We start from the raw sequence: 17,302 nt of genomic DNA on the forward strand, positions 1-17,302 counted from the left end.
CTGCGCCCATGACTGCCGGCCACCACCGCGAACACGACCTGCTCGGCTACCGGGACGTACCCACCAGCGCGTACTGGGGCGTGCACACTCTGCGCGCCGCGGAGAACTTCCCGATCACCGGCACGGCGATATCCGCCTACCCGCACCTGATCAACGCGCTCGCCGCGGTGAAGGAAGCCGCGGCTCGCGCCAACGAAGGGCTCGGTCTGCTCGCCACTGACAAGGCCTCGGCCATCGCCATCGCCTGCCAGGAGATCCGAGGGTCAACCCGGTCATCCCCGAAGTCGTCAACCAGGTCGCCTTCGAGGTCATCGGTAACGACATCACCATCACCAAGGCCGCCGAGGCAGGACAGCTGCAGCTCAACGCCTTCGAACCGATCATCCTGCACTCCCTCGCGAAGAGCATCACTTCACCTGCGGGCCGCCTGCCTCACCCCCGCCGGACGCTGCGTGTCCGGCATAACGGCCAATACCGAGACTCTGCGCGCGACGGTGGAGAACTCCATCGGGCTCGTCACCGCCCTCAACCCGCACAACGGCTACACCGCCGCCACCGCCATCGCCATCGCCATCGCCAAGGAAGCACTCTCCACCGGCCGCGGCGTCGCCGAACTCGTCCTGGAAAAGGGCCTTCTTCCGGCCGACCGGCTGGCTGCGCTGTCGCGCCCGGAGGAGGTGGTCGGCGCAGGGGCCAGGAGCGGGCCCGAGTAGCGGCCGGCCTGGTCTTCTGGGTGTACAGCGCCGTCGCGACCGTGAGTTGTGCGCCGACGGGTCTGGGTCCGGGTGGATGTGCGCGGCGACGTGCCGCCAGGCCTCGGCGAGCGCCGTAGGCCTCCCACCCAGCAGCCAGGTCACGGAAGACGCTGGTGGGCGCGCGGCTCGCTTTATCTCACGACTGCTGTTCCCCACGACTCTGGAGGTTGCATGTCCCTGCTCAATTTGCGTGATGTCACCATGCGGTTCCGCGGGCAAAAGGTGGTCGATCGGGTCAGCCTCACCCTCGAGGAAGGCGAGCGATGCGCGCTCGTCGGCCCTCCGGGTTCCGGCAAGTCGACGCTGCTCGCGTTGATCTCCGGCGCGCTCACGCCGACGCTCGGCACCGTGGAGTTCGACGGTGAGGCCATCACCGGGCTACCGGAGGCGCGCAGGACCATGCTTGGTATCGTCAGAGTCCTTCAGCACAGCACCCCGTTCGTGGGGCTGACCTGCTGTGACAATGTTGAGCTCGCGGTGCGCACGCGACGCGGCGGAGGGTCGAGCGGCTGGCTTCCCGCGCGCACGCGCATAGAGATCGCAGGAGAAGCGGGCGCATGTCTGGAGCGGGTGGATCTGGCCCCGCTGGCGGAGGAGCCGACCAGCGCACTCTCCTTGGGCGAGGAGCGCAGGCTGGCGCTGGCGATGGCATTGGCCGCCCGTCCTCGTCTGCTGCTGCTGGACGCGTTCACGGCAGGGCTCACTGCCGCTGAGGGAGCCGGTCTTGCCAGGATGATCCGTGGTCTGCCGAACTCCATCGCGGTACTCCTCGTCGAGCGCGACCCCGAGAGGCTACTGCCGGTAGCCTCTCGCATGACCGTCCTGACCGCCGGCGTGGTGACCAACCTGGCGAGCAAGACGTCCCTGGCCGCGCCCGGCCCTGCCCTGCCTCAGGGAACGTGCATCCGCCGCTATCCCGTCGAGACGCGCGACCTCATCAAGGCCGACCTGATCCAGCCGGGTGCGACGCTGACCGCCCGCCGCTGCGGCAAGACGTTCTCAGCCACGGTCAAGGAGGACGGGTGCATCGAGGTCGCGTCCGGTGAGACGTTCACCGCGCCATCGACCGCCGGGGGGTTCGTGTTGGGCGGGCAAGTGGTTAACGGGTGGGAGTTCTGGAAGGTGGAGACCCCTACGGGCCCTGTGGCGCTCAAAGACATCAGGGACCTGGCGCTCGCCAGCGGGTTCGCCAGGAAGACACGCCCCCAGCGGACCGGAGAGGATCATTGAGGTGGGGTGTGGGCGCGTTCGCCTTTCTCGTTGCGGACGCGGGCGTGATCACAGCGCCGGGCGGCCAGCACATCAGGGGTGCCGGCGTGGGCGTTGCGGTAGATGGCAGGCAACCGCTCCTAGTCCTCGCGGGCCTCGCCGCGTTCGTGGATGAGGGCGGCGAGCTCGGCCGTGGCGCGGCGGGCGAGGGCCTTCTCGGAGCCCTGGATGCCCATCGCGCCGATCGTGCGGCCGTCGGAGAAGTCGATCCGGGGCCACGGGTCGCCGACGAGGAAGGTGACGTCCAGCACCTCCGGCCAGGTGTAGTGGTGGGTGCGGACCGCGTTGACGAGGGTGACGCCCTCCTCGTCGGCCTCCACCCGCACCCGGCCCAGCAGGTGCAGGACGAAGGCGACGAGGCAGCCGAAGGCCACGATGGCGATCCGGTCGGGCAGCATGAACGGCTCCGCGATGAAGATCGCCATTATGACCGACCCGAGCACGATGAGCACGGCGAAGCCGTACGCGATGATTCTTCCCCGGCGCGGACGCCAGGTGACGGGCAACGGAGGGGCAGGCACGTGCTCAGGCATGATCGGCAATTTATCGCAGGTCAGCGGAGGTCTCTCAACAGGAGTGCGGTCTCCAGGGCGGCGATCGCCGACTCGTAGCCCTTGTCCTCCTTGCTGCCCGGCAGTCCGGAGCGGTCCAGTGCCTGGTCGAGGGTCTCGCAGGTGAGCACCCCGTTGCCGACCGGGGTCGACTCGTCGAGCGAGATCCGGGTGAGCCCGGCGGTGACCGAGTCGCAGACGTAGTCGAAGTGCGCCGTCTCGCCGCGGACGACCGCGCCGAGGGCGACGACCGCGTCGCAGCGGCGGGCCAGCGCCTGGGCGACCACCGGGATCTCCAGCGAGCCCGGCACCCGCACGACGGTGGCCGTGGCGCCGCTGTCGTCACACGCCTGCAGGGCGCGCGCCACCAACTGGTCAGTGATCTTGGGGTGCCAGCTCGCCGCGACGACGCCGACCGTCAGGCCGGCCGCGTCCGGCACCAGCTGTGCCGCGGGACGTCCCTCCGCGCTCATGAGGCCTCCGAGATGTCGTGGCCGAGCCGGTCGCGCTTGGCCTTGAGGTAACGCTCGTTGTGGGGGTTCATGGCGACGGGCATGGGCTCGCGGCCGAGGACCTTGATGCCGTAGCCGTCCATGCCCCTCAGCTTGGCCGGGTTGTTGGTGAGCAGCCGCACCGACTTGACGCCGAGGTCGGCCAGGATCTGCCCGGCGTTGGAGAACTCCCGCGCGTCGACGGGCAGTCCGAGCTCCAGGTTGGCCTCGACGGTGTCGCTGCCGCTGTCCTGCAGGCTGTACGCCCTCAGCTTGGCCAGCAGGCCGATGCCGCGTCCCTCGTGGCCGCGCAGGTAGACGACCACGCCGCGGCCCTCCTCGGCGATCGCGGCCATCGCGTGGTCGAGCTGGGGGCCGCAGTCGCAGCGCAGCGAGCCGAACACGTCGCCGGTCAGGCACTCGGAGTGGGCGCGGACGAGGACGTTCTCGCCGCCGGTGAGGTCGCCGTAGACGAGGGCGACGTGCTCGCCGCCGTCGAGCGCGCTGGCGTAGCCGTAGGCCCGCCAGGTGCCGTACACGGTGGGCACGTTCGTCTCGGCGACCCGGGTGACCATGCTCTCGGTACGGCGGCGGTGCTCGACGAGCTGCTCGATGGAGATGAGCGCCAGGTCGTGCTCGTCGGCGAAGGCCCGCAGCTCCGGGAGCCGGGCCATGGTCCCGTCGTCGTTGACGACCTCGGCCAGCACACCGGCGGGCGACAGGCCGGCGAGCCGCGCCAGGTCGACGGCCGCCTCGGTGTGACCGCGCCGGGCCAGCACGCCGCCGTCGTGGTAGCGCAGCGGGAAGATGTGGCCGGGCCGTACCAGCTCGTTCGGCTCGGTGGCGGAGTCGGCGAGCGCGCGGATCGTCCGGGCACGGTCGGCGGCCGAGATGCCCGTGGTGACGCCGTCGCGGGCGTCCACGCTGATCGTGTACGCCGTGCGCATGCGCTCCTTGTTCTCGAAGACCATGAGCGGCAGGCCCAGCCGGTCGAGCTCCTCGCCCACCATGGGCACGCAGATGACGCCGCTGGTGTGCCTGATGGTGAACGTCAGCAGCTCGGGAGTGGCCCTGGAGGCGGCGAAGATGATGTCGCCCTCGTTCTCGCGGTCGGCGTCGTCGACCACCACCACGGGCCGGCCGGCGCGGATGTCGGCGATGGCCCGCTCGACCGCGTCGAACCTGATCTCGGTCACGACGCCACCGCCAGCGAGCCGGGCACGTCCTGCCGGGAACGGTACTCCTTGAGCCACTTGACGAACCCGACGACGACGAGCACGAAGAACACGCCGTACACGGCGCCCGACACGACCAGCCCCGAGCTGAACGCCAGCGGCACGCCGACGAGGTCGACGGCCACCCAGACGACCCAGAAGTCGACCAGCGCCCGGCCCTGGGCCCAGGTGGCGGCGGCGCTGCCGACGAAGATGTAGGCATCGGCCGCCACCAGGAAGGCGCCCTTGGGCAGCGGCACCTCCGCGCCCCACGACCACTTCGTGACGTAGAACAGCAGGCCGACCAGAACCGTCCCGGCCAGCATGGCGCCGACCAGCGCGGCCCGCTCCCACGACTGCGCGGGCCGCACGGCGAGCCGGGCGCCGCCCTCGGTGCCGCGTCGCCAGGCCCACCAGCCGTAGACCGCGAGCACGCCGAACATGACCTGCTTGAGCGCGTTGCCGGTGAGACCGGCGTTGACGGAGGCGACGAACAGCAGCACCGAACCGGTGAACTGCACCGGCCAGGTCCAGATGGACCTGCGCATCGCCAGCAGGACGGTGGACAGGGCGGCGATGTTGCCGATCAGGTCCGTCCAGAGCACGTGGGTGCCGAACACGTTGAATCCGGCATCGGCCCAGTTCACTGCCTGACCACCAACCTCTCGACATACTTCGCGATCACGTCGACCTCGATGTTGACGACGTCGCCGACCTGGCGCCCGCCCATCGTGGTCAGCTGCAGCGTGGTGGGGATGAGGCTCACGCCGAAGCTGTCGTCGTCAACCGTCGTGACCGTCAAACTGATTCCGTCGATCGCGATCGAGCCCTTCTCGGCCACGTACCGGGCGAGGGCGGGCGGCAGCGAGAAGCGCAGGTCGTCCCAGCGTTCGCCGCTCTCGCGCGACAGCACCACGGCGGTGCCGTCGACGTGCCCCTGCACGATGTGGCCGCCGAGCCGCTGGTCGGCGCGTACGGCCCGCTCCAGGTTCACCGGCGAGCCCGCCTGGAGCGCGCCGAGAGAGCTGCGGTCGAGCGACTCCCTGATCACGTCCACCGTGAACACGTCGCCGTCGACGTCCACGACGGTCAGGCAGACGCCGTTGACGGCGATGGAGTCTCCGTGGGCGGCGTCCGAGGTGACGAGCGGGCCGCGCACGGACATCCGCGCGGAGTCTCCGGCCGGCTCGATCGCGACGACCTGGCCTTTTTCCTCGATGATTCCGGTGAACATCACACTTCCTCGCTGGGGTGGGGCGGGTTGGAGGGGGACGGGCCGGGGCGGGACGGGCCGCGGGCCGGCAGGGGGCGGGCGGTCAGGCGCAGGTCCGGGCCGACCAGGCGGACGTCGTCGAAGGCGAGCCGGTGGGCACCGGCGATGGTGGCGACGCCGGCCTCGCCGAGCGCGGCGGCGCCGGAGCCGAGGAGCGCGGGGGCCACGTAGGCGACGACCCGGTCGATGAGACCCTGCGCCAGGAACGAGCCGGCCAGGGTCGGGCCGCCTTCGAGGAACACGCTGACGACGTCGCGGCGGGCCAGCTCGCCCAGCAGGACGCACAGGTCCAGGCCGCCACGGGGGTCGCGGGGGACGCGCAGCAGCTCCACCCCGGGACGGCCCGCGATGCCGGCGGCCCCGGAGTCGGCGGGCCCGGAGTCGGCGGCGACCGCGATCAGGGTCGGGGCCTCGCCGTCCAGGACCCTGGCGGTGGGCGGCGTCCTGGCACCGGAGTCCACCACGACCCGCAGCACGGCAGCCGGAGCGGCGGCCGGGCGGGCGCCCGGCTCCGTGGCGGGCACGGCGGAGAGCACTGGGGCGGGCTCGGCGAAGGGCACTGGGGCGGGCTCGGTGGCGGGCTCGGTGGCGGGCACAGCGGCGGGCACAGCGGCGGGCTCGGCGGAGGGGTGGGCGGCCGGGGCGGGGCGGGCGGTGAGGCGGGGGTCGTCGGCCAGGACGGTCCCGATGCCCGCCATCACGGCGTCGGCTCGGGCCCGCAGCCGGTGCACGTCGGCGCGGGCCTCGGGCGAGGTGATCCACTGGCTGGTGCCGTCGGCGGCGGCCGACCGGCCGTCCAGGGTGGCGGCGAACTTCCAGGTCACGTGCGGCCTGCCGAGCCGGGCGAAGGTGAGCCATTCGGCGTTGACGCGCTCGGCCTCGGCGGCGAGGACGCCCGTCTCCACGGCGACCCCGTGCGCGCGCAACCGCTCGGCGCCCCCTGCGGCCTCGGGGTTCGGGTCGGGCACGGCGATCACCACGCGGGCGACGCCGGCGTCTAGCAGCGCCAGGCTGCAGGGGCCGGTGCGTCCGGTGTGGTCGCACGGCTCCAGCGTCACGTAGGCGGTGCCGCCGCGCGCCCGCTCTCCGGCCTGCCGCAGCGCGGCGACCTCGGCGTGCGGGCCTCCGGCGTAGGCGTGGAAGCCCTCCCCGGCCACCCGCCCGGCCGCGTCGAGCACGACGCAGCCCACGACGGGGTTGGGGCTGGTGGTGCCCTGCCCGAGCGCGGCCAGCTCGACGGCCCGCGCCATGTACGCGGCATCCCTCTCACCCGCGCCAACGCCACCCACGGACGTCACGGACCGCACGTCGGCCGTCTTGCGCGTCTCGGGTGTCTCGGGCTGGGCGCGCGTCGCGGGCGCGGTGCCGGCCGGCTGTCCTGCGGCGGGTGTCTCCACCCCGGGCCTCCTCGTCGCCATCGGCTTCGAGCGATGACGGGCCCCGGGGATGGTACGACGCGCGCGTACGCGTCACAGAGGCGCCCGGCCGACGCCGGACACCCGCGCGCTTCCTCCCATCCGGACTTTCACCGTCGGTCCCGGAATTTCACCGGATCAACCGGCCGATGGCATCGGCCGGGTCGCGGACTGTCACCGCCGGTTCGGAATTTCACCGACCCCGGAGCACGCTAGCTCTGTTCGCCTACCAGTCTGCCATGTCCGTAAAGGCACATGCCAGCGACCCCCACCATGGCACCCAAGCGGCCGCTTGGTCAAATGGTCAGGCGGCGGTGATGCGGCGGGCCTCACGGGCCGCCGGCGAATAGCGGACCTGGGCCGGGACCAGCCCGATGCCGGTGTGCAGCGCCCGCAGGGTCGCGGTCGCCCACAGGTCGCCGACCGGGGTGGCGGGCAGCCCGTACAGCCGTCTGGCCCAGCGCGGCAGCGTGGCGAACGCGAGCAGCGTGATCGCCGGCACCGCCGGCTTGAGCGGCGTCAGGATCAGCGGCAGCGGCGCGTTCAGCGACTGGCGCAGCGGATGGGCCGCCTCGGGGACGAAGCGCAGGACGGGCCGCTGGGCCTCGATGTAGTCGCGCATCTCCCCCACCGTGCCGGGAACCCCGGCCGGGTCGAGGCCGACCACCTCCGCGGCGCGCCGTTGCTCGGCGACGAACGTGTCGGCCTCGGCGTCGGTCAGCCGGACGCCGCTGCGGCGGGCGACCGACAGGTAGGAGTCGACCTCGCCGATGTGCACCCACAGCAGCGCGTCGGGCTCGTCGAGGCGGAAGTCCTCGCCGGTGTCGGGGTCATGGGCGGTCAGCGTGGCGTGGATCTTGCGGACGCGGCGGCCGGCGCGCTCCACCTCGGCTTGGGTGCCGTAGGTCCGGACGCGGACGAACTCGGTGGTCCGCACGAACCGCGACCACGCCTCGCCGGAGTCCATCAGGGCGGAGTTCTGCAGCACACCGCGCATGGCCCGGGGGTGCAGGCCCTGCATGAGAAGCGCACGCAGGCCACCGACCAGGAGGATCGGCTCTCCCATGACGCGCCAGGTCACCGAGCCGGGGCCGAAGATCCCGTGGTCCGTCATAAGTACCTGATTACCCATCCGGGGCGGGGTTCATGTCCAGGTGCCCCCACCCGGTCAGCGCGCCGGCATGCGGCGCACCATGACGCCGACCAGCTCGTCACCCCGGACGAATCCGAAGTCACGGGAGTCCCAGCTGGATGCGGAGTTGTCGCCCCGCACGACCAGCGCGCCTCGGGGCACCACCCGGTCGGGCACGTCGCGCAGCGCCGGGAAGTCCTGCCTGGGCACGGGGTCGCCGGGCACGGCGACCGCCCGCTTGACGAGCAGGCGCCAGCCGGGATGGTCCGGCTTCTCCGGCACCTCCCCCTCACGGCCCGGTTCGACCTCCGGCGGGAGCCCGTCCTGCGCCGGAGGATCCGTGATCTTGACGACCACGATCTGGCCGGCGCGGACCCGGCCGGTCCTGCGGACGAGAAGCCTGTCCCCGGGCCGCAGCGCGGGCTGCATGCTCGGGCCGTCCACCGTGGCGACCAGGTAGCTTCGACGGACCCACCACAGCGAGAGCGCCGCGGCCAGCACACCGCCCGCCGGCACGAGCCACACGCGCCTCTTCACCGCGCCTCCTGGTACCCGGCGGCCTGGAGCCGGAACAGGCGGGCGTAGTGACCGTCGGCGGCCAGCAGCGCCTCGTGCGGGCCCGACTCGGCGATCCGCCCCTCGTGCAGCACGGCCACGAGGTCGGCCTCCCGCACGGCGCTGAGCCGGTGCGAGATCAACAGGCTGGTACGGCCCGCCCGGTATTCCCTGATCCTGGTGTGCACCTCGTGCTCCGCCTCCGGGTCCAGACCGGAGCTGGGCTCGTCGAGGATCATCAGATCCCTGCCGTCGCGCACCAGCGCCCTGGCCAGCGCGAGGCGCTGCCACTGCCCGCCGGACAGGACCACGCCGGTCTCCGGGTCGCCCTTGTCCGCCTCGGAGAAGAACATGCGGGTGAGCAGCGTGCCGTAGCCGCGCGGCAGCCCGGCGAGGGTGTCGTGCACGCCCGCCCGGACAGCCGCCTGTGTGATCCTGGCGGAGTCGTCCAGGGCGGACAGGTCGCCGAGCCCGATGTTCTCGGTGGCGGTCATGTCGAAGTTCATGTGGTCCTGGAACACCGCGCTGATCCGCTCGCGCAGGGCCGCCGGGGGGATGTCGCGCAGGTCCACGCCGTCCCACAGGATCCGGCCCCGGGTCGGGTCGTACATCCGGCACAGCAGCTTGATCAGGGTGCTCTTGCCGGCGCCGTTCAGGCCCACGAGGGCGACCGATCGGCCGTGCCGGATCGTCAGGTCGACCCCGCGCAGGACCCATGGGTGGTCGTCGCTGTAGCGGAACCAGACATCGCGCAGCTCGATGCCCCGGCGCAGCGCCGGAGCCTCGCCCCCCTCGACCGCGGGCAGGTCGGGAGCTGTCCGGATCACGGCGACGTAGTGCGAGAAGACGAGCAGTCGCTGGTGGGCCGACGCCGCGGAGGAGACCAGCGTGTCGAGTGCCGCCTGCACCCCGCCGACGGCGGCCACGAACATGGCGACGTCGCCGACGCTGAGCGAGCCCGCCCGGGCTCCCGTGATCGCCCACCAGAGCCCGGCTCCGGCCACGGCCGCGCTCAACACGGTCAGGCCGCCGTGGGTCGCCAGCTCCCGCCGGTCCAGCCGCTTCTCGGCGGCGTCGGCCTGGTGCCGCTCGGCCATCATCCGGACGCGCAGGAACGCGCCGATGCCGAACAGCCGGATCTCCGTGGCGGCCTGGACGCCGGTGAGGAGCCTGCTGTAGAAGAACTCCCGGCGGTGGATCGGCTCGGTCTCCCACTGCACGGCGGCCCGCCGGCGCGACAGCAGGAGTTGGGCGACGAGCGCCGGGACGGCGGCCAGGAGCACCAGCGTGGTCATCGCGGGGCTGAGGATCAGCAGCGAGCCGACGAAGCCCAGAAGCGACAGCGATCCCTGCAGCGTGCCGCAGACCGCGTTGACCAGGTCCCCGGTGGTGCCCGCTCCCTCCTGCGCCAGACGCAGCCGGTCCAGGTACACCGGGTCCTCGAAGCGCCGCAGCCCGACCTGTCCCTCGGCCGCCGCGAACAGCCGGTCGGTGGCGTCGGCCCGCGCCAGGCGGGCGGTCTGGGCGCGCAGGTAGCGGCCGATGCCCGGGAGCCCGGCGGCGGCCAGGCCGGCGGCGGCCAGACCCAGGGCGAGTCCCGCCACCTCACCGTGGGGAGTCGCCAGCCGGTCGAGGACCGTCTTGGTGAGCCAGGCGGTGGCGATCGGCGCCGCCGCCTCGGCAAGGGTGAGGAAGACGTAGGCGACCAGCCCTCCCGGGGCTGACCGCCAGGTCAGTGACATGGCCTCCGCGGCGGCTGCGGCCAGTTCCCGCGTCCCGGTCCGCCGGGCGGGCCCGGGAATGGCGCTCATGCCCGCGGTGCGGCGGCGAAGACGTCCTCCATGCGGCCACCGGCGGCGACGACACGGCGGTCGTCGCCGAGCAGGTAGACCGCGGGGGTCCAGGTGTTCTGGAAGGCGCCGGCCACCGGGCCGTCGTAGTCCTCCACGACCACCCGGGCCACCGGCGCCAGCGCCTCGACGGCCTGCGGGTCGTCGCCGGCGACCACCGCCAGCGCGCTCTCCCGGCCGAGGACGCGGGCGTGCTCGGCGAAGCGGGGAAGCAGCTTGTGGCAGGGTTCGCAGCCGGCGGAGAAGAAGCCGACCAGGCCGGTGACCGATTCATGGGACACCGTCTCGCCGTCGAGCGTCACGGCGGTGAACTCGCCGGTGGACGAGCCTGGCCGCAGGGCGAGGGGAGGTCCGGAGTGCCCGGCGCCCGCAGCCCCCTCCACCTGGCGAAGCCGGCGGATGAGGCCGAGGGTGAGCAGGAGGTTGAACCCGCTCAGCAGCGCGACGAGCACGACGGCGGCGGTCAGGTAGGGCATCAGGAGTTCCTCGCGAAGAGATCGACGATGTCGTCGTAGGAGGCGATCAGAATCGCCCCGATCAGTGCCGCGCCGGCCGCCACGACCGTTCCGCCGGTCGCACCCTGGCCGCCCGGCAGCAGGAGGGCCAGCACCGTGGCGAGGCCGAGCAGGCCGTTGCGGACCAGATGGCGGGCGCCGAGCGGAGCGGCGGACACGCCGAAGCAGCGGCAGGGAGCCTTGCGTCCCCGGGCCAGCGCCACGGCGATCGCCGCGGTGAACGCCGCCAGCAGAGTGAGGGCGACCCCGAGGCCGTACGGCATGGCGGCCGGCACGGCGACGAGGACCGGCACCAGCACCTCCAGTGCGACCACCGCGGCCGCGAGCGGGCGGACGAGGGCGTGGCCTACCGGAACGAGTTCGGGCAGCGAGCGCGCGAAGCCGCCGAAGTCCCGCAGCTTCGACACCGCCGTGAACGCGAAGACCAGGCCGACCAGGCAGGCGCAACCGATCCGCACGTGCTCCATCCACGCTCCTCCCCCGCCGTGCGGGCGGCGGCTGCCCGCCGCCCGCGTGAAGCTATTTCAAGCGTGTCAGCAGGTGCCGACCCTGACCGTGGTGCAGCCCTCGTTCAGGCAGCACTGGCGCAGGTACTTGACCCCGCCGGAGCAGTAGTAGTAGTTGCTGCAGCCCGCCTCCACGGTCGCCTTGTGGGCGACCCGTGCCAGCAAGCGATCAACGAGACCGATCATGGTGTCTCCTCTCCGGCCTCTCGGCCGAGTTGATGGCGATCATGATGATCCGGCCCCCCGAATTACGGCGCAACGGTCAAGCTAAACTCGCGAAAATCTGGTGATCCGCCCTGGTTTCCCCCTTTTCGGACAGTGGGTATTACAGGCAGCAAAGATCCAAAATAGGGCACCAAAAGGCCCGGCCCGTCCGGATGCCCGTCTGGGCTCGTTCCGGACGCACCGGGCGATGGAGCGTTCCATCAGGACCGGAGGACAGCCGCCCTGTCCTCCGGCGCAGGAGCTCAGCCGGTGGCGGCGGCGGCCTGGGCGCGCAGGGCGTCCACGGCCGCGGCGGGGTCGTCGGCGCCGTAGACGGCGCTGCCCGCCACGAACACGTCGGCCCCCGCCTCGGCGCAGCGCTCGATGGTGGTGGTGTCGACGCCGCCGTCCACCTGGATCCAGACCTGGCCGCCGTGCCGCCGGACGAGCGAACGGGCGGTGCGGATCTTGGGCAGCACCATGTCGAGGAACTTCTGCCCGCCGAACCCCGGCTCGACCGTCATGAGCAACAGCATGTCGACCTCGCCGAGCAGCCCCTCGTACGGCTCGACGGCCGTGCCGGGGTTGAGCGCCAGCGCGGCGCGGGCGCCGAGGGAGCGGATCTGGCGCAGCGTGCGCACCGGCGCACGGGTCGCCTCGGCGTGGATGGTGACGCTGCCCGCTCCCGCCTCGGCGTAGGCGGGCGCCCAGCGGTCGGGGTCGGCGATCATGAGGTGGCAGTCGAGCGGCAGCGACGTGGCCTTGTGCAGGGACTCGACCACGGGCAGCCCGAGTGTGAGGTTGGGCACGAAGTGGTAGTCCATGACGTCGACGTGCAGCCAGTCGGCGTTGGGCACCGCGGCGGCCTCGTCGGCGAGCCGCGCGAAGTCGGCGGAGAGGATGCTGGGCGAGATCTGTACGGCCATGATGAGCCGAGTCTAGTCAGCCACGTGATCCGTCACACCAGGGCCGTCGTCCCGGACGGAACGTCAAGCCAGGCACGACCTCAGGGATGATCACGATGCGGGTTGGGAGCGGGCGACGGCTCGGGTGAGGGCGGCGACGTGCTCAGCGAGCGCCGCGACCAGGGCGGGCGGACTTCTCACGGTAAAAGGCCAGGGCAGGCCGGTGAGGATGCGCGCCATGGCGGGCAGGTCTTCTGCTCCGCCGACCATGAGCACACCGCCGCCGGGGCAGGGATACAGGTCGCCGAAGGTGACCGGCAGGTGGTCGCGGGCGATCTCCAGATCGGCGTCGAGCCATACCTCGGTGCGGTGGGTCCAGGCACCGAGCGTCAAGGCGTGCAGGACGTGGGTGACGGGGTCGAAACCCTCGGGCGGGGTGAATGTCCCGGGCACTTCGGCGGCGTCGCCGATCCTGTCCAGGCGGTACATGCGGATGGCGGCGCGGAGATGGTCGTGTCCGACCAGGTACCAGCGGCGTGCGTGCACGACGAGCCCGTACGGGTCCACCTCGCGTGCGCCACGGGTGTGCTCGATCCGGACGGTGTGCCGCGCGTGGACGGCCGCGGCCAGCGTCAGCGCCAGGTGTGGTTCGGGGGTCAGCGGGCCTGCCGTCGCCGAGGTGGCGGCGATCAACGCGGTGACGCGCCGGCGCAGCGGCGCGGGCAGGACGCGGTTGAGTTTGACCAGCGCCCGGTCGGAGGGGCCGGGCTCTCCCACCTGTTCGTGCTGCTTGCCGGTGGCCAGCGCGGCCGCGACGGCGACCGCTTCGTCGTCGGCGAACATCAGGGGCGGCAGGCGCACGCCGCGGGCCAGCCGGTAGCCGCCGTAGCGTCCGCGGACGGACTCGACGGGGATGTCCATGTCGCGCAGGGCGATGATGTAGCGGCGGACGGCGCGGGCGTCGACGTCCAGGCGCCGGGCCAGTTCGTCGGCGGGCACCAGGCCGCGGTCTTGCAGGATCTCCAGCAGTGCCAGGACACGGGTCGCGGGACGGGACACGGTCGCGATCCTAATGAGGGCAGAAAGCGTCCACAATCCTCCCTAGCCTTGCGCCGGTAGGAGATCGATCGAAGGGAGTCGACCCGGTGTCGACCATCGTTCTAGTCGGCGGTTCGTTCCTCGGCGCATGGGCCTGGGAGCGCGTCACGCCGCTGCTGACCGCGTACGGCCAGCAGGTGCATCCGCTGACGCTCACCGGTTTCGGCGACCGCGCGCATCTGGGCTCGGCGGACACGACGCTCACCACGCATGCCCGGGACATCACGGCCGCGATCGAGTACGCCGGACTGCGCGAGGTGGTGCTCGTGGCGCACTCCTACGGCGGAGCCCCGGCCACGATCGCCGCCACCACGATTCCTGGACGGATCGCCCGCGTGGTCTACCTCGCCGCGCTCCTGCCCGAGCCGGGCAAGAGCCTGTTCGACCTCACTCCAGCGCCCGTCGTCGAGGCGATCATGGAAACCGTCCGGGACGGGCGGATCCCGGTGATGAGCGACGAGATCATCGACGCCGGCTTCGGCGAGCACGGGCTCACCCCCAAGGACCGGGCTTGGCTGCGGGCGCGTGGCGTCGGCCAGCCGATCGGCACCTACCGGGATCCGGCACCGGCCGATCTCGGCGCGGCGCAGAGGCTGCCCCGCACCTACATCGCCTGCGCGGCCGACCCGGGCGGCCCGCCGCGCCTGCCGGACCTCGACGTGATCACGCTGGATGCCGGACACTGGCCGATGATCACCGAACCGGAGTCGCTGGCCCGGCTGCTGGACGAGGTGGCCCGGTCATGATGCGGCCGTACCGCGTGGAGATCCCGCAAGAGAGCCTGGACGACCTTGCCGCCCGCCTGGCCGCGACCCGCTTCACCCACCCGCTGCCCGGCCACGGGCTCGGCGTGCCCGTCGACCGCGTCCGGCACCTGGTCGAGTACTGGCGCGACGGCTACGACTGGCGCGCCTGGGAACGGCGGATCAATGCCCATCCGCAGTTCATCACCAAAGTCGACGGGCTCGACGTGCACTTCCTGCACATCCGTTGCGCCCGGCCGGACGCCCTGCCGCTCATCCTCACCCACGGCTGGCCCATGTCGGTAGCAGAGTACCTGCCACTGATCGAGCGGCTGAGCGACGCCTTCCATCTCGTCATCCCCTCGGTGCCCGGCTTCGGGTTCTCCGGCCCACCGCGAGAGCCGGGCTGGAACCGCCGCCGCGTCGCCGCGGCGTGGGCAGAGCTGATGCGCCGGCTCGGCTACGAGCGTTACGGCGCTCACGGCAACGACGTCGGCTCCCTGATCTCCATCGAGCTCGGACGCCTGGATCCGCACCGCGTCGTCGGGGTGCACGTCACCCAGATCTTCTCGCTGCCCTCCGGCGATCCGGCGGAGCGCGCCACACTGGGACCGGACGACCTGGCGAAACTGGCCGCCCTGGAAGCCTTCATGGCCAACCGGGGCGCCTACCTCACCCTCCACTCCACCCAGCCGCAGACCCTCGCGCACGCGCTCGCCGACTCCCCTGCCGGCCAACTGGCCTGGAACCTGCAGCTCTTCAGCGAAGCGGTGAGCGACGACTACATCATCACCAACGCCGCCATCCACTGGTTGACCGACACCGCCGGCAGCTCCGCCCTGATCGGCTATCACGGCAACCGGCCGCCCGCCGGACCGTCGACGGTCCCCCTGGGCCTGGCCCGCTTCGCAGACGACTTCTTCCCTTCCATCCGTCCACTCGCCGAACGCGACCACAGCGCCATCATGCACTGGAACACCTACGACAAAGGCGGACACCATGCCGCGCAGGAGGAGCCGCAGCTCCTCGCCGACGACATCCGCGCGTTCTTCGCCGGCCGCCGATGACCTCACCGGGAAGCGCGGACGACCACGGCACCGTGGCCCACGACAAGACCTGAGGCACTTCGCGGCCTTTCCGCCAGGTCAGGCGCGTACGGTGGCGGTGGAGAGCTCCGGACGCACCGCGAGCGCCCCCGGTCGCCTGTACGTCCCTACGCGCGCTTGCGCAGCAGGGCCAGGAACATCGCGTCGGTGCCGTGGCGGTGCGGCCAGAACTGCGCGTAGGGGCCGTCGCCCAGCCCGTCGACCTCGGGCAGGTAGTGGCGGGCGTCGAGCGGGTCCACGTCGCCCCGCGCGGCCGTCACGTCCCCCACCACGACCCTGGTCTCGGCCAGGTGCGGCGAGCACGTCACGTACGCGACGACGCCGCCGGGGCGCACGGCGTCGAGGGCCGCGTCGAGCAGGTGGCGCTGCAGGCGGCCCAGCTCGGCGACGCCGCCCGGATCGCGCCGCCAGCGCGCCTCCGGCCGGCGGCGCAGCGCGCCGAGGCCGGTGCAGGGGGCGTCGAGCATGACCCGGTCGAACGTGCCCGGCCGCCACGCCGGCGCCGTGCCGTCGGCCGTGATCACGGCGGCGTCCGTCGTGGTCTGCCGGACCAGCCGGGCCCGGTGGTGCTGCACGTCGGACGCCACCAGCCGGGCCCCGCCCCGGAACGGCTCCGGCCGCTCCCCCGCGTCGCCGGGCCCGGCGGGCGCGGCAGGACCGGCGCCGGCGGCTCCGGGCTCCTGCCGGGTCTGGAGGGCGGCGAGGTCGCCGTGGACGGCGATGGCATCGAGGAGTCCGGCCTTGCCGCCCGGTCCGGCGCACATGTCGAGCCACAGCTCGTCGCGCCCGTCCAGCGGCACGCGGGTCAGGGCGAGCGCCACGAGCTGGCTGGCCTCGTCCTGGACGGCGGCGCGGGTCTCGGCGACCGCGGGGATGCGGCCGGGGTCGCCCTCCGGCAGGTAGGCGGCGTACGGGGAGAACCGGCCCGACTCGGCGCCGGCGTCGGCCAGCTCCGCCACCGAGGCGCGGCCCGGCCGGGCCACCAGCGTGACGAGAGGGCGTTCGTTGTCGGCGGCGAGCAGCTCGGCGGTCTCCTCCATGCCGCCGCCGAGGGCGTCGCGGAAGGCGCTGACGATCCAGCGGGGATGGCTGTGGGCGACCGCCAGGTGGCCCGACAGGTCGTCGGCGGGGTCGGGGGCCACGATGGGGATCCACTCGTCGAGCGTCCTGGAGGCGATCTTGCGCAGGACCGCGTTGACGAACTTGGCGGCGCCCGCGCCGATCCGCAGGCGCACCAGGTCGACGGTGGTGCCGACGGCGGCGTGCGGCGGCACGCGCATCCTGAGCAGCTGGTGGGCGCCCAGGCGCAGCGCGTCGAGCACGTCGGGGTCGGGCCGGCGGTCGCTGCACAGCTCGATGACGGCGTCGTAGGTGCCGAGCCCGCGCAGGGTGCCGTAGGCCAGCTCGGTCGCCAGCGCCGCGTCGCGCCCCTTGAGGCCGCGTTCGCGCAGCAGCCGGGGGGCGAGCAGGTTGGCGTACGCGTCGCGCTCGTCGACGGCCCGCATGATGTCGAAGGCGGCGTTGCGTGCCTGGTCGCGCGCCGGTCTGCGGGGCCTGCCCGGCTGCCCGCCGCCGCGGCCCGCGGGCCCCCGGCCTCCCCGTGTCTTCATCGTCTCCGGCTCTCGCTCGTGTTCTCGTTCGCGCCGCCCCGTCGGAAGCCGCGCTCGTCCATCCCGGCCCTGCCGGGGTCGCCCTGCCCGTACAACCCTGCCCGCACACC

General features: G+C 72.6%; 19 protein-coding genes and 1 riboswitch. Of the genes, 4 read left to right on the forward strand and 15 right to left on the reverse strand.

Translation table 11 applies throughout. The annotated features are described in order from the left end of the window. The first annotated feature begins 8 nt into the window (after positions 1-8). On the forward strand, positions 9-713 hold the full coding sequence (locus tag FHU36_RS02590; RefSeq protein WP_221495744.1) for a lyase family protein: 705 nt from the start codon (positions 9-11) through the stop codon (positions 711-713). Positions 714-926: 213 nt separating this feature from the next. Further along, a complete protein-coding gene (locus FHU36_RS02595; RefSeq protein WP_185082202.1) occupies positions 927-1,985 on the forward strand; it encodes an ATP-binding cassette domain-containing protein in 1,059 nt (352 codons plus the stop codon). Between the two features lie 119 nt (positions 1,986-2,104). On the opposite strand, the gene FHU36_RS02600 is transcribed toward FHU36_RS02595, so the two are convergent. The 14 genes from FHU36_RS02600 to FHU36_RS02665 all read right to left on the reverse strand — a co-directional run bounded on the left by FHU36_RS02600 (position 2,105) and on the right by FHU36_RS02665 (position 13,694). Next, a complete protein-coding gene (locus FHU36_RS02600; protein WP_185082203.1) occupies positions 2,105-2,557 on the reverse strand; it encodes a PH domain-containing protein in 453 nt (150 codons plus the stop codon). A 20-nt stretch (positions 2,558-2,577) separates the two neighbouring features. Next, positions 2,578-3,048, reverse strand: coding sequence for a 6,7-dimethyl-8-ribityllumazine synthase (gene ribH, locus FHU36_RS02605; RefSeq protein WP_185082205.1), 471 nt, complete (start codon positions 3,046-3,048; stop codon positions 2,578-2,580). After that, positions 3,045-4,262 (reverse strand): bifunctional 3,4-dihydroxy-2-butanone-4-phosphate synthase/GTP cyclohydrolase II, encoded by a 1,218-nt coding sequence (locus FHU36_RS02610; RefSeq protein WP_185082206.1) that lies wholly within the window; start codon positions 4,260-4,262, stop codon positions 3,045-3,047. Before FHU36_RS02610 ends, ribH begins: the two co-directional genes overlap by 4 nt. After that, complete coding sequence (locus FHU36_RS02615) at positions 4,259-4,927, reverse strand: nicotinamide mononucleotide transporter family protein (RefSeq protein ID WP_185082208.1); 669 nt, start codon at positions 4,925-4,927, stop codon at positions 4,259-4,261. Before FHU36_RS02615 ends, FHU36_RS02610 begins: the two co-directional genes overlap by 4 nt. Further along, complete coding sequence (locus tag FHU36_RS02620) at positions 4,924-5,514, reverse strand: riboflavin synthase (RefSeq protein WP_185082209.1); 591 nt, start codon at positions 5,512-5,514, stop codon at positions 4,924-4,926. The genes FHU36_RS02615 and FHU36_RS02620 overlap by 4 nt, the downstream gene beginning before the upstream one ends. Further along, positions 5,514-6,950: a bifunctional diaminohydroxyphosphoribosylaminopyrimidine deaminase/5-amino-6-(5-phosphoribosylamino)uracil reductase RibD gene (ribD, locus tag FHU36_RS02625; RefSeq protein WP_312891404.1), complete on the reverse strand. Its 1,437-nt coding sequence runs from the start codon at positions 6,948-6,950 to the stop codon at positions 5,514-5,516. The genes FHU36_RS02620 and ribD overlap by 1 nt, the downstream gene beginning before the upstream one ends. Before the next feature lie 102 nt (positions 6,951-7,052). Beyond that, a riboswitch (FMN riboswitch) is annotated at positions 7,053-7,183 on the reverse strand. Between the two features lie 89 nt (positions 7,184-7,272). Then, complete coding sequence (locus tag FHU36_RS02630; protein ID WP_185082211.1) at positions 7,273-8,082, reverse strand: oxygenase MpaB family protein; 810 nt, start codon at positions 8,080-8,082, stop codon at positions 7,273-7,275. A 54-nt stretch (positions 8,083-8,136) separates the two neighbouring features. Further along, positions 8,137-8,637: a S26 family signal peptidase gene (locus tag FHU36_RS02635; protein ID WP_185082212.1), complete on the reverse strand. Its 501-nt coding sequence runs from the start codon at positions 8,635-8,637 to the stop codon at positions 8,137-8,139. Then, positions 8,634-10,466 carry an ABC transporter ATP-binding protein gene (locus FHU36_RS02640; protein ID WP_185082213.1) on the reverse strand — a complete coding sequence of 611 codons (1,833 nt, stop codon included), beginning with the start codon at positions 10,464-10,466 and terminating at the stop codon, positions 8,634-8,636. The genes FHU36_RS02635 and FHU36_RS02640 overlap by 4 nt, the downstream gene beginning before the upstream one ends. Next, positions 10,463-10,981, reverse strand: coding sequence for a peroxiredoxin family protein (locus FHU36_RS02645; RefSeq protein ID WP_185082214.1), 519 nt, complete (start codon positions 10,979-10,981; stop codon positions 10,463-10,465). Before FHU36_RS02645 ends, FHU36_RS02640 begins: the two co-directional genes overlap by 4 nt. Next, the gene (locus FHU36_RS02650) at positions 10,981-11,487 is read right to left on the reverse strand and encodes a MauE/DoxX family redox-associated membrane protein (RefSeq protein WP_185082215.1); all 507 of its coding nucleotides are present in this window, start codon (positions 11,485-11,487) and stop codon (positions 10,981-10,983) included. Before FHU36_RS02650 ends, FHU36_RS02645 begins: the two co-directional genes overlap by 1 nt. A 66-nt stretch (positions 11,488-11,553) precedes the next feature. Continuing rightward, positions 11,554-11,712 (reverse strand): hypothetical protein, encoded by a 159-nt coding sequence (locus FHU36_RS02655; protein ID WP_185082216.1) that lies wholly within the window; start codon positions 11,710-11,712, stop codon positions 11,554-11,556. Positions 11,713-11,993: 281 nt separating this feature from the next. Next, on the reverse strand, positions 11,994-12,656 hold the full coding sequence (rpe, locus tag FHU36_RS02660; RefSeq protein WP_185082217.1) for a ribulose-phosphate 3-epimerase: 663 nt from the start codon (positions 12,654-12,656) through the stop codon (positions 11,994-11,996). Between the two features lie 90 nt (positions 12,657-12,746). Continuing rightward, positions 12,747-13,694, reverse strand: a complete 948-nt coding sequence (locus tag FHU36_RS02665) for a helix-turn-helix transcriptional regulator (RefSeq protein WP_185082218.1) — start codon at positions 13,692-13,694, stop codon at positions 12,747-12,749. Between the two features lie 86 nt (positions 13,695-13,780). Between FHU36_RS02665 and FHU36_RS02670 the strand changes: the two genes are divergently transcribed. Then, complete coding sequence (locus FHU36_RS02670; protein ID WP_185082219.1) at positions 13,781-14,479, forward strand: alpha/beta fold hydrolase; 699 nt, start codon at positions 13,781-13,783, stop codon at positions 14,477-14,479. Then, positions 14,476-15,543: an epoxide hydrolase family protein gene (locus FHU36_RS02675; protein WP_185082220.1), complete on the forward strand. Its 1,068-nt coding sequence runs from the start codon at positions 14,476-14,478 to the stop codon at positions 15,541-15,543. The genes FHU36_RS02670 and FHU36_RS02675 overlap by 4 nt, the downstream gene beginning before the upstream one ends. A 146-nt stretch (positions 15,544-15,689) precedes the next feature. Here the strand turns inward: FHU36_RS02675 and FHU36_RS02680 are convergent, their stop codons facing one another. Continuing rightward, complete coding sequence (locus FHU36_RS02680) at positions 15,690-17,192, reverse strand: RsmB/NOP family class I SAM-dependent RNA methyltransferase (RefSeq protein WP_185082221.1); 1,503 nt, start codon at positions 17,190-17,192, stop codon at positions 15,690-15,692. Positions 17,193-17,302: the final 110 nt, after the last annotated feature.

It is taken from the genome of Nonomuraea muscovyensis (assembly GCF_014207745.1).
Lineage (GTDB): Bacteria > Actinomycetota > Actinomycetes > Streptosporangiales > Streptosporangiaceae > Nonomuraea > Nonomuraea muscovyensis.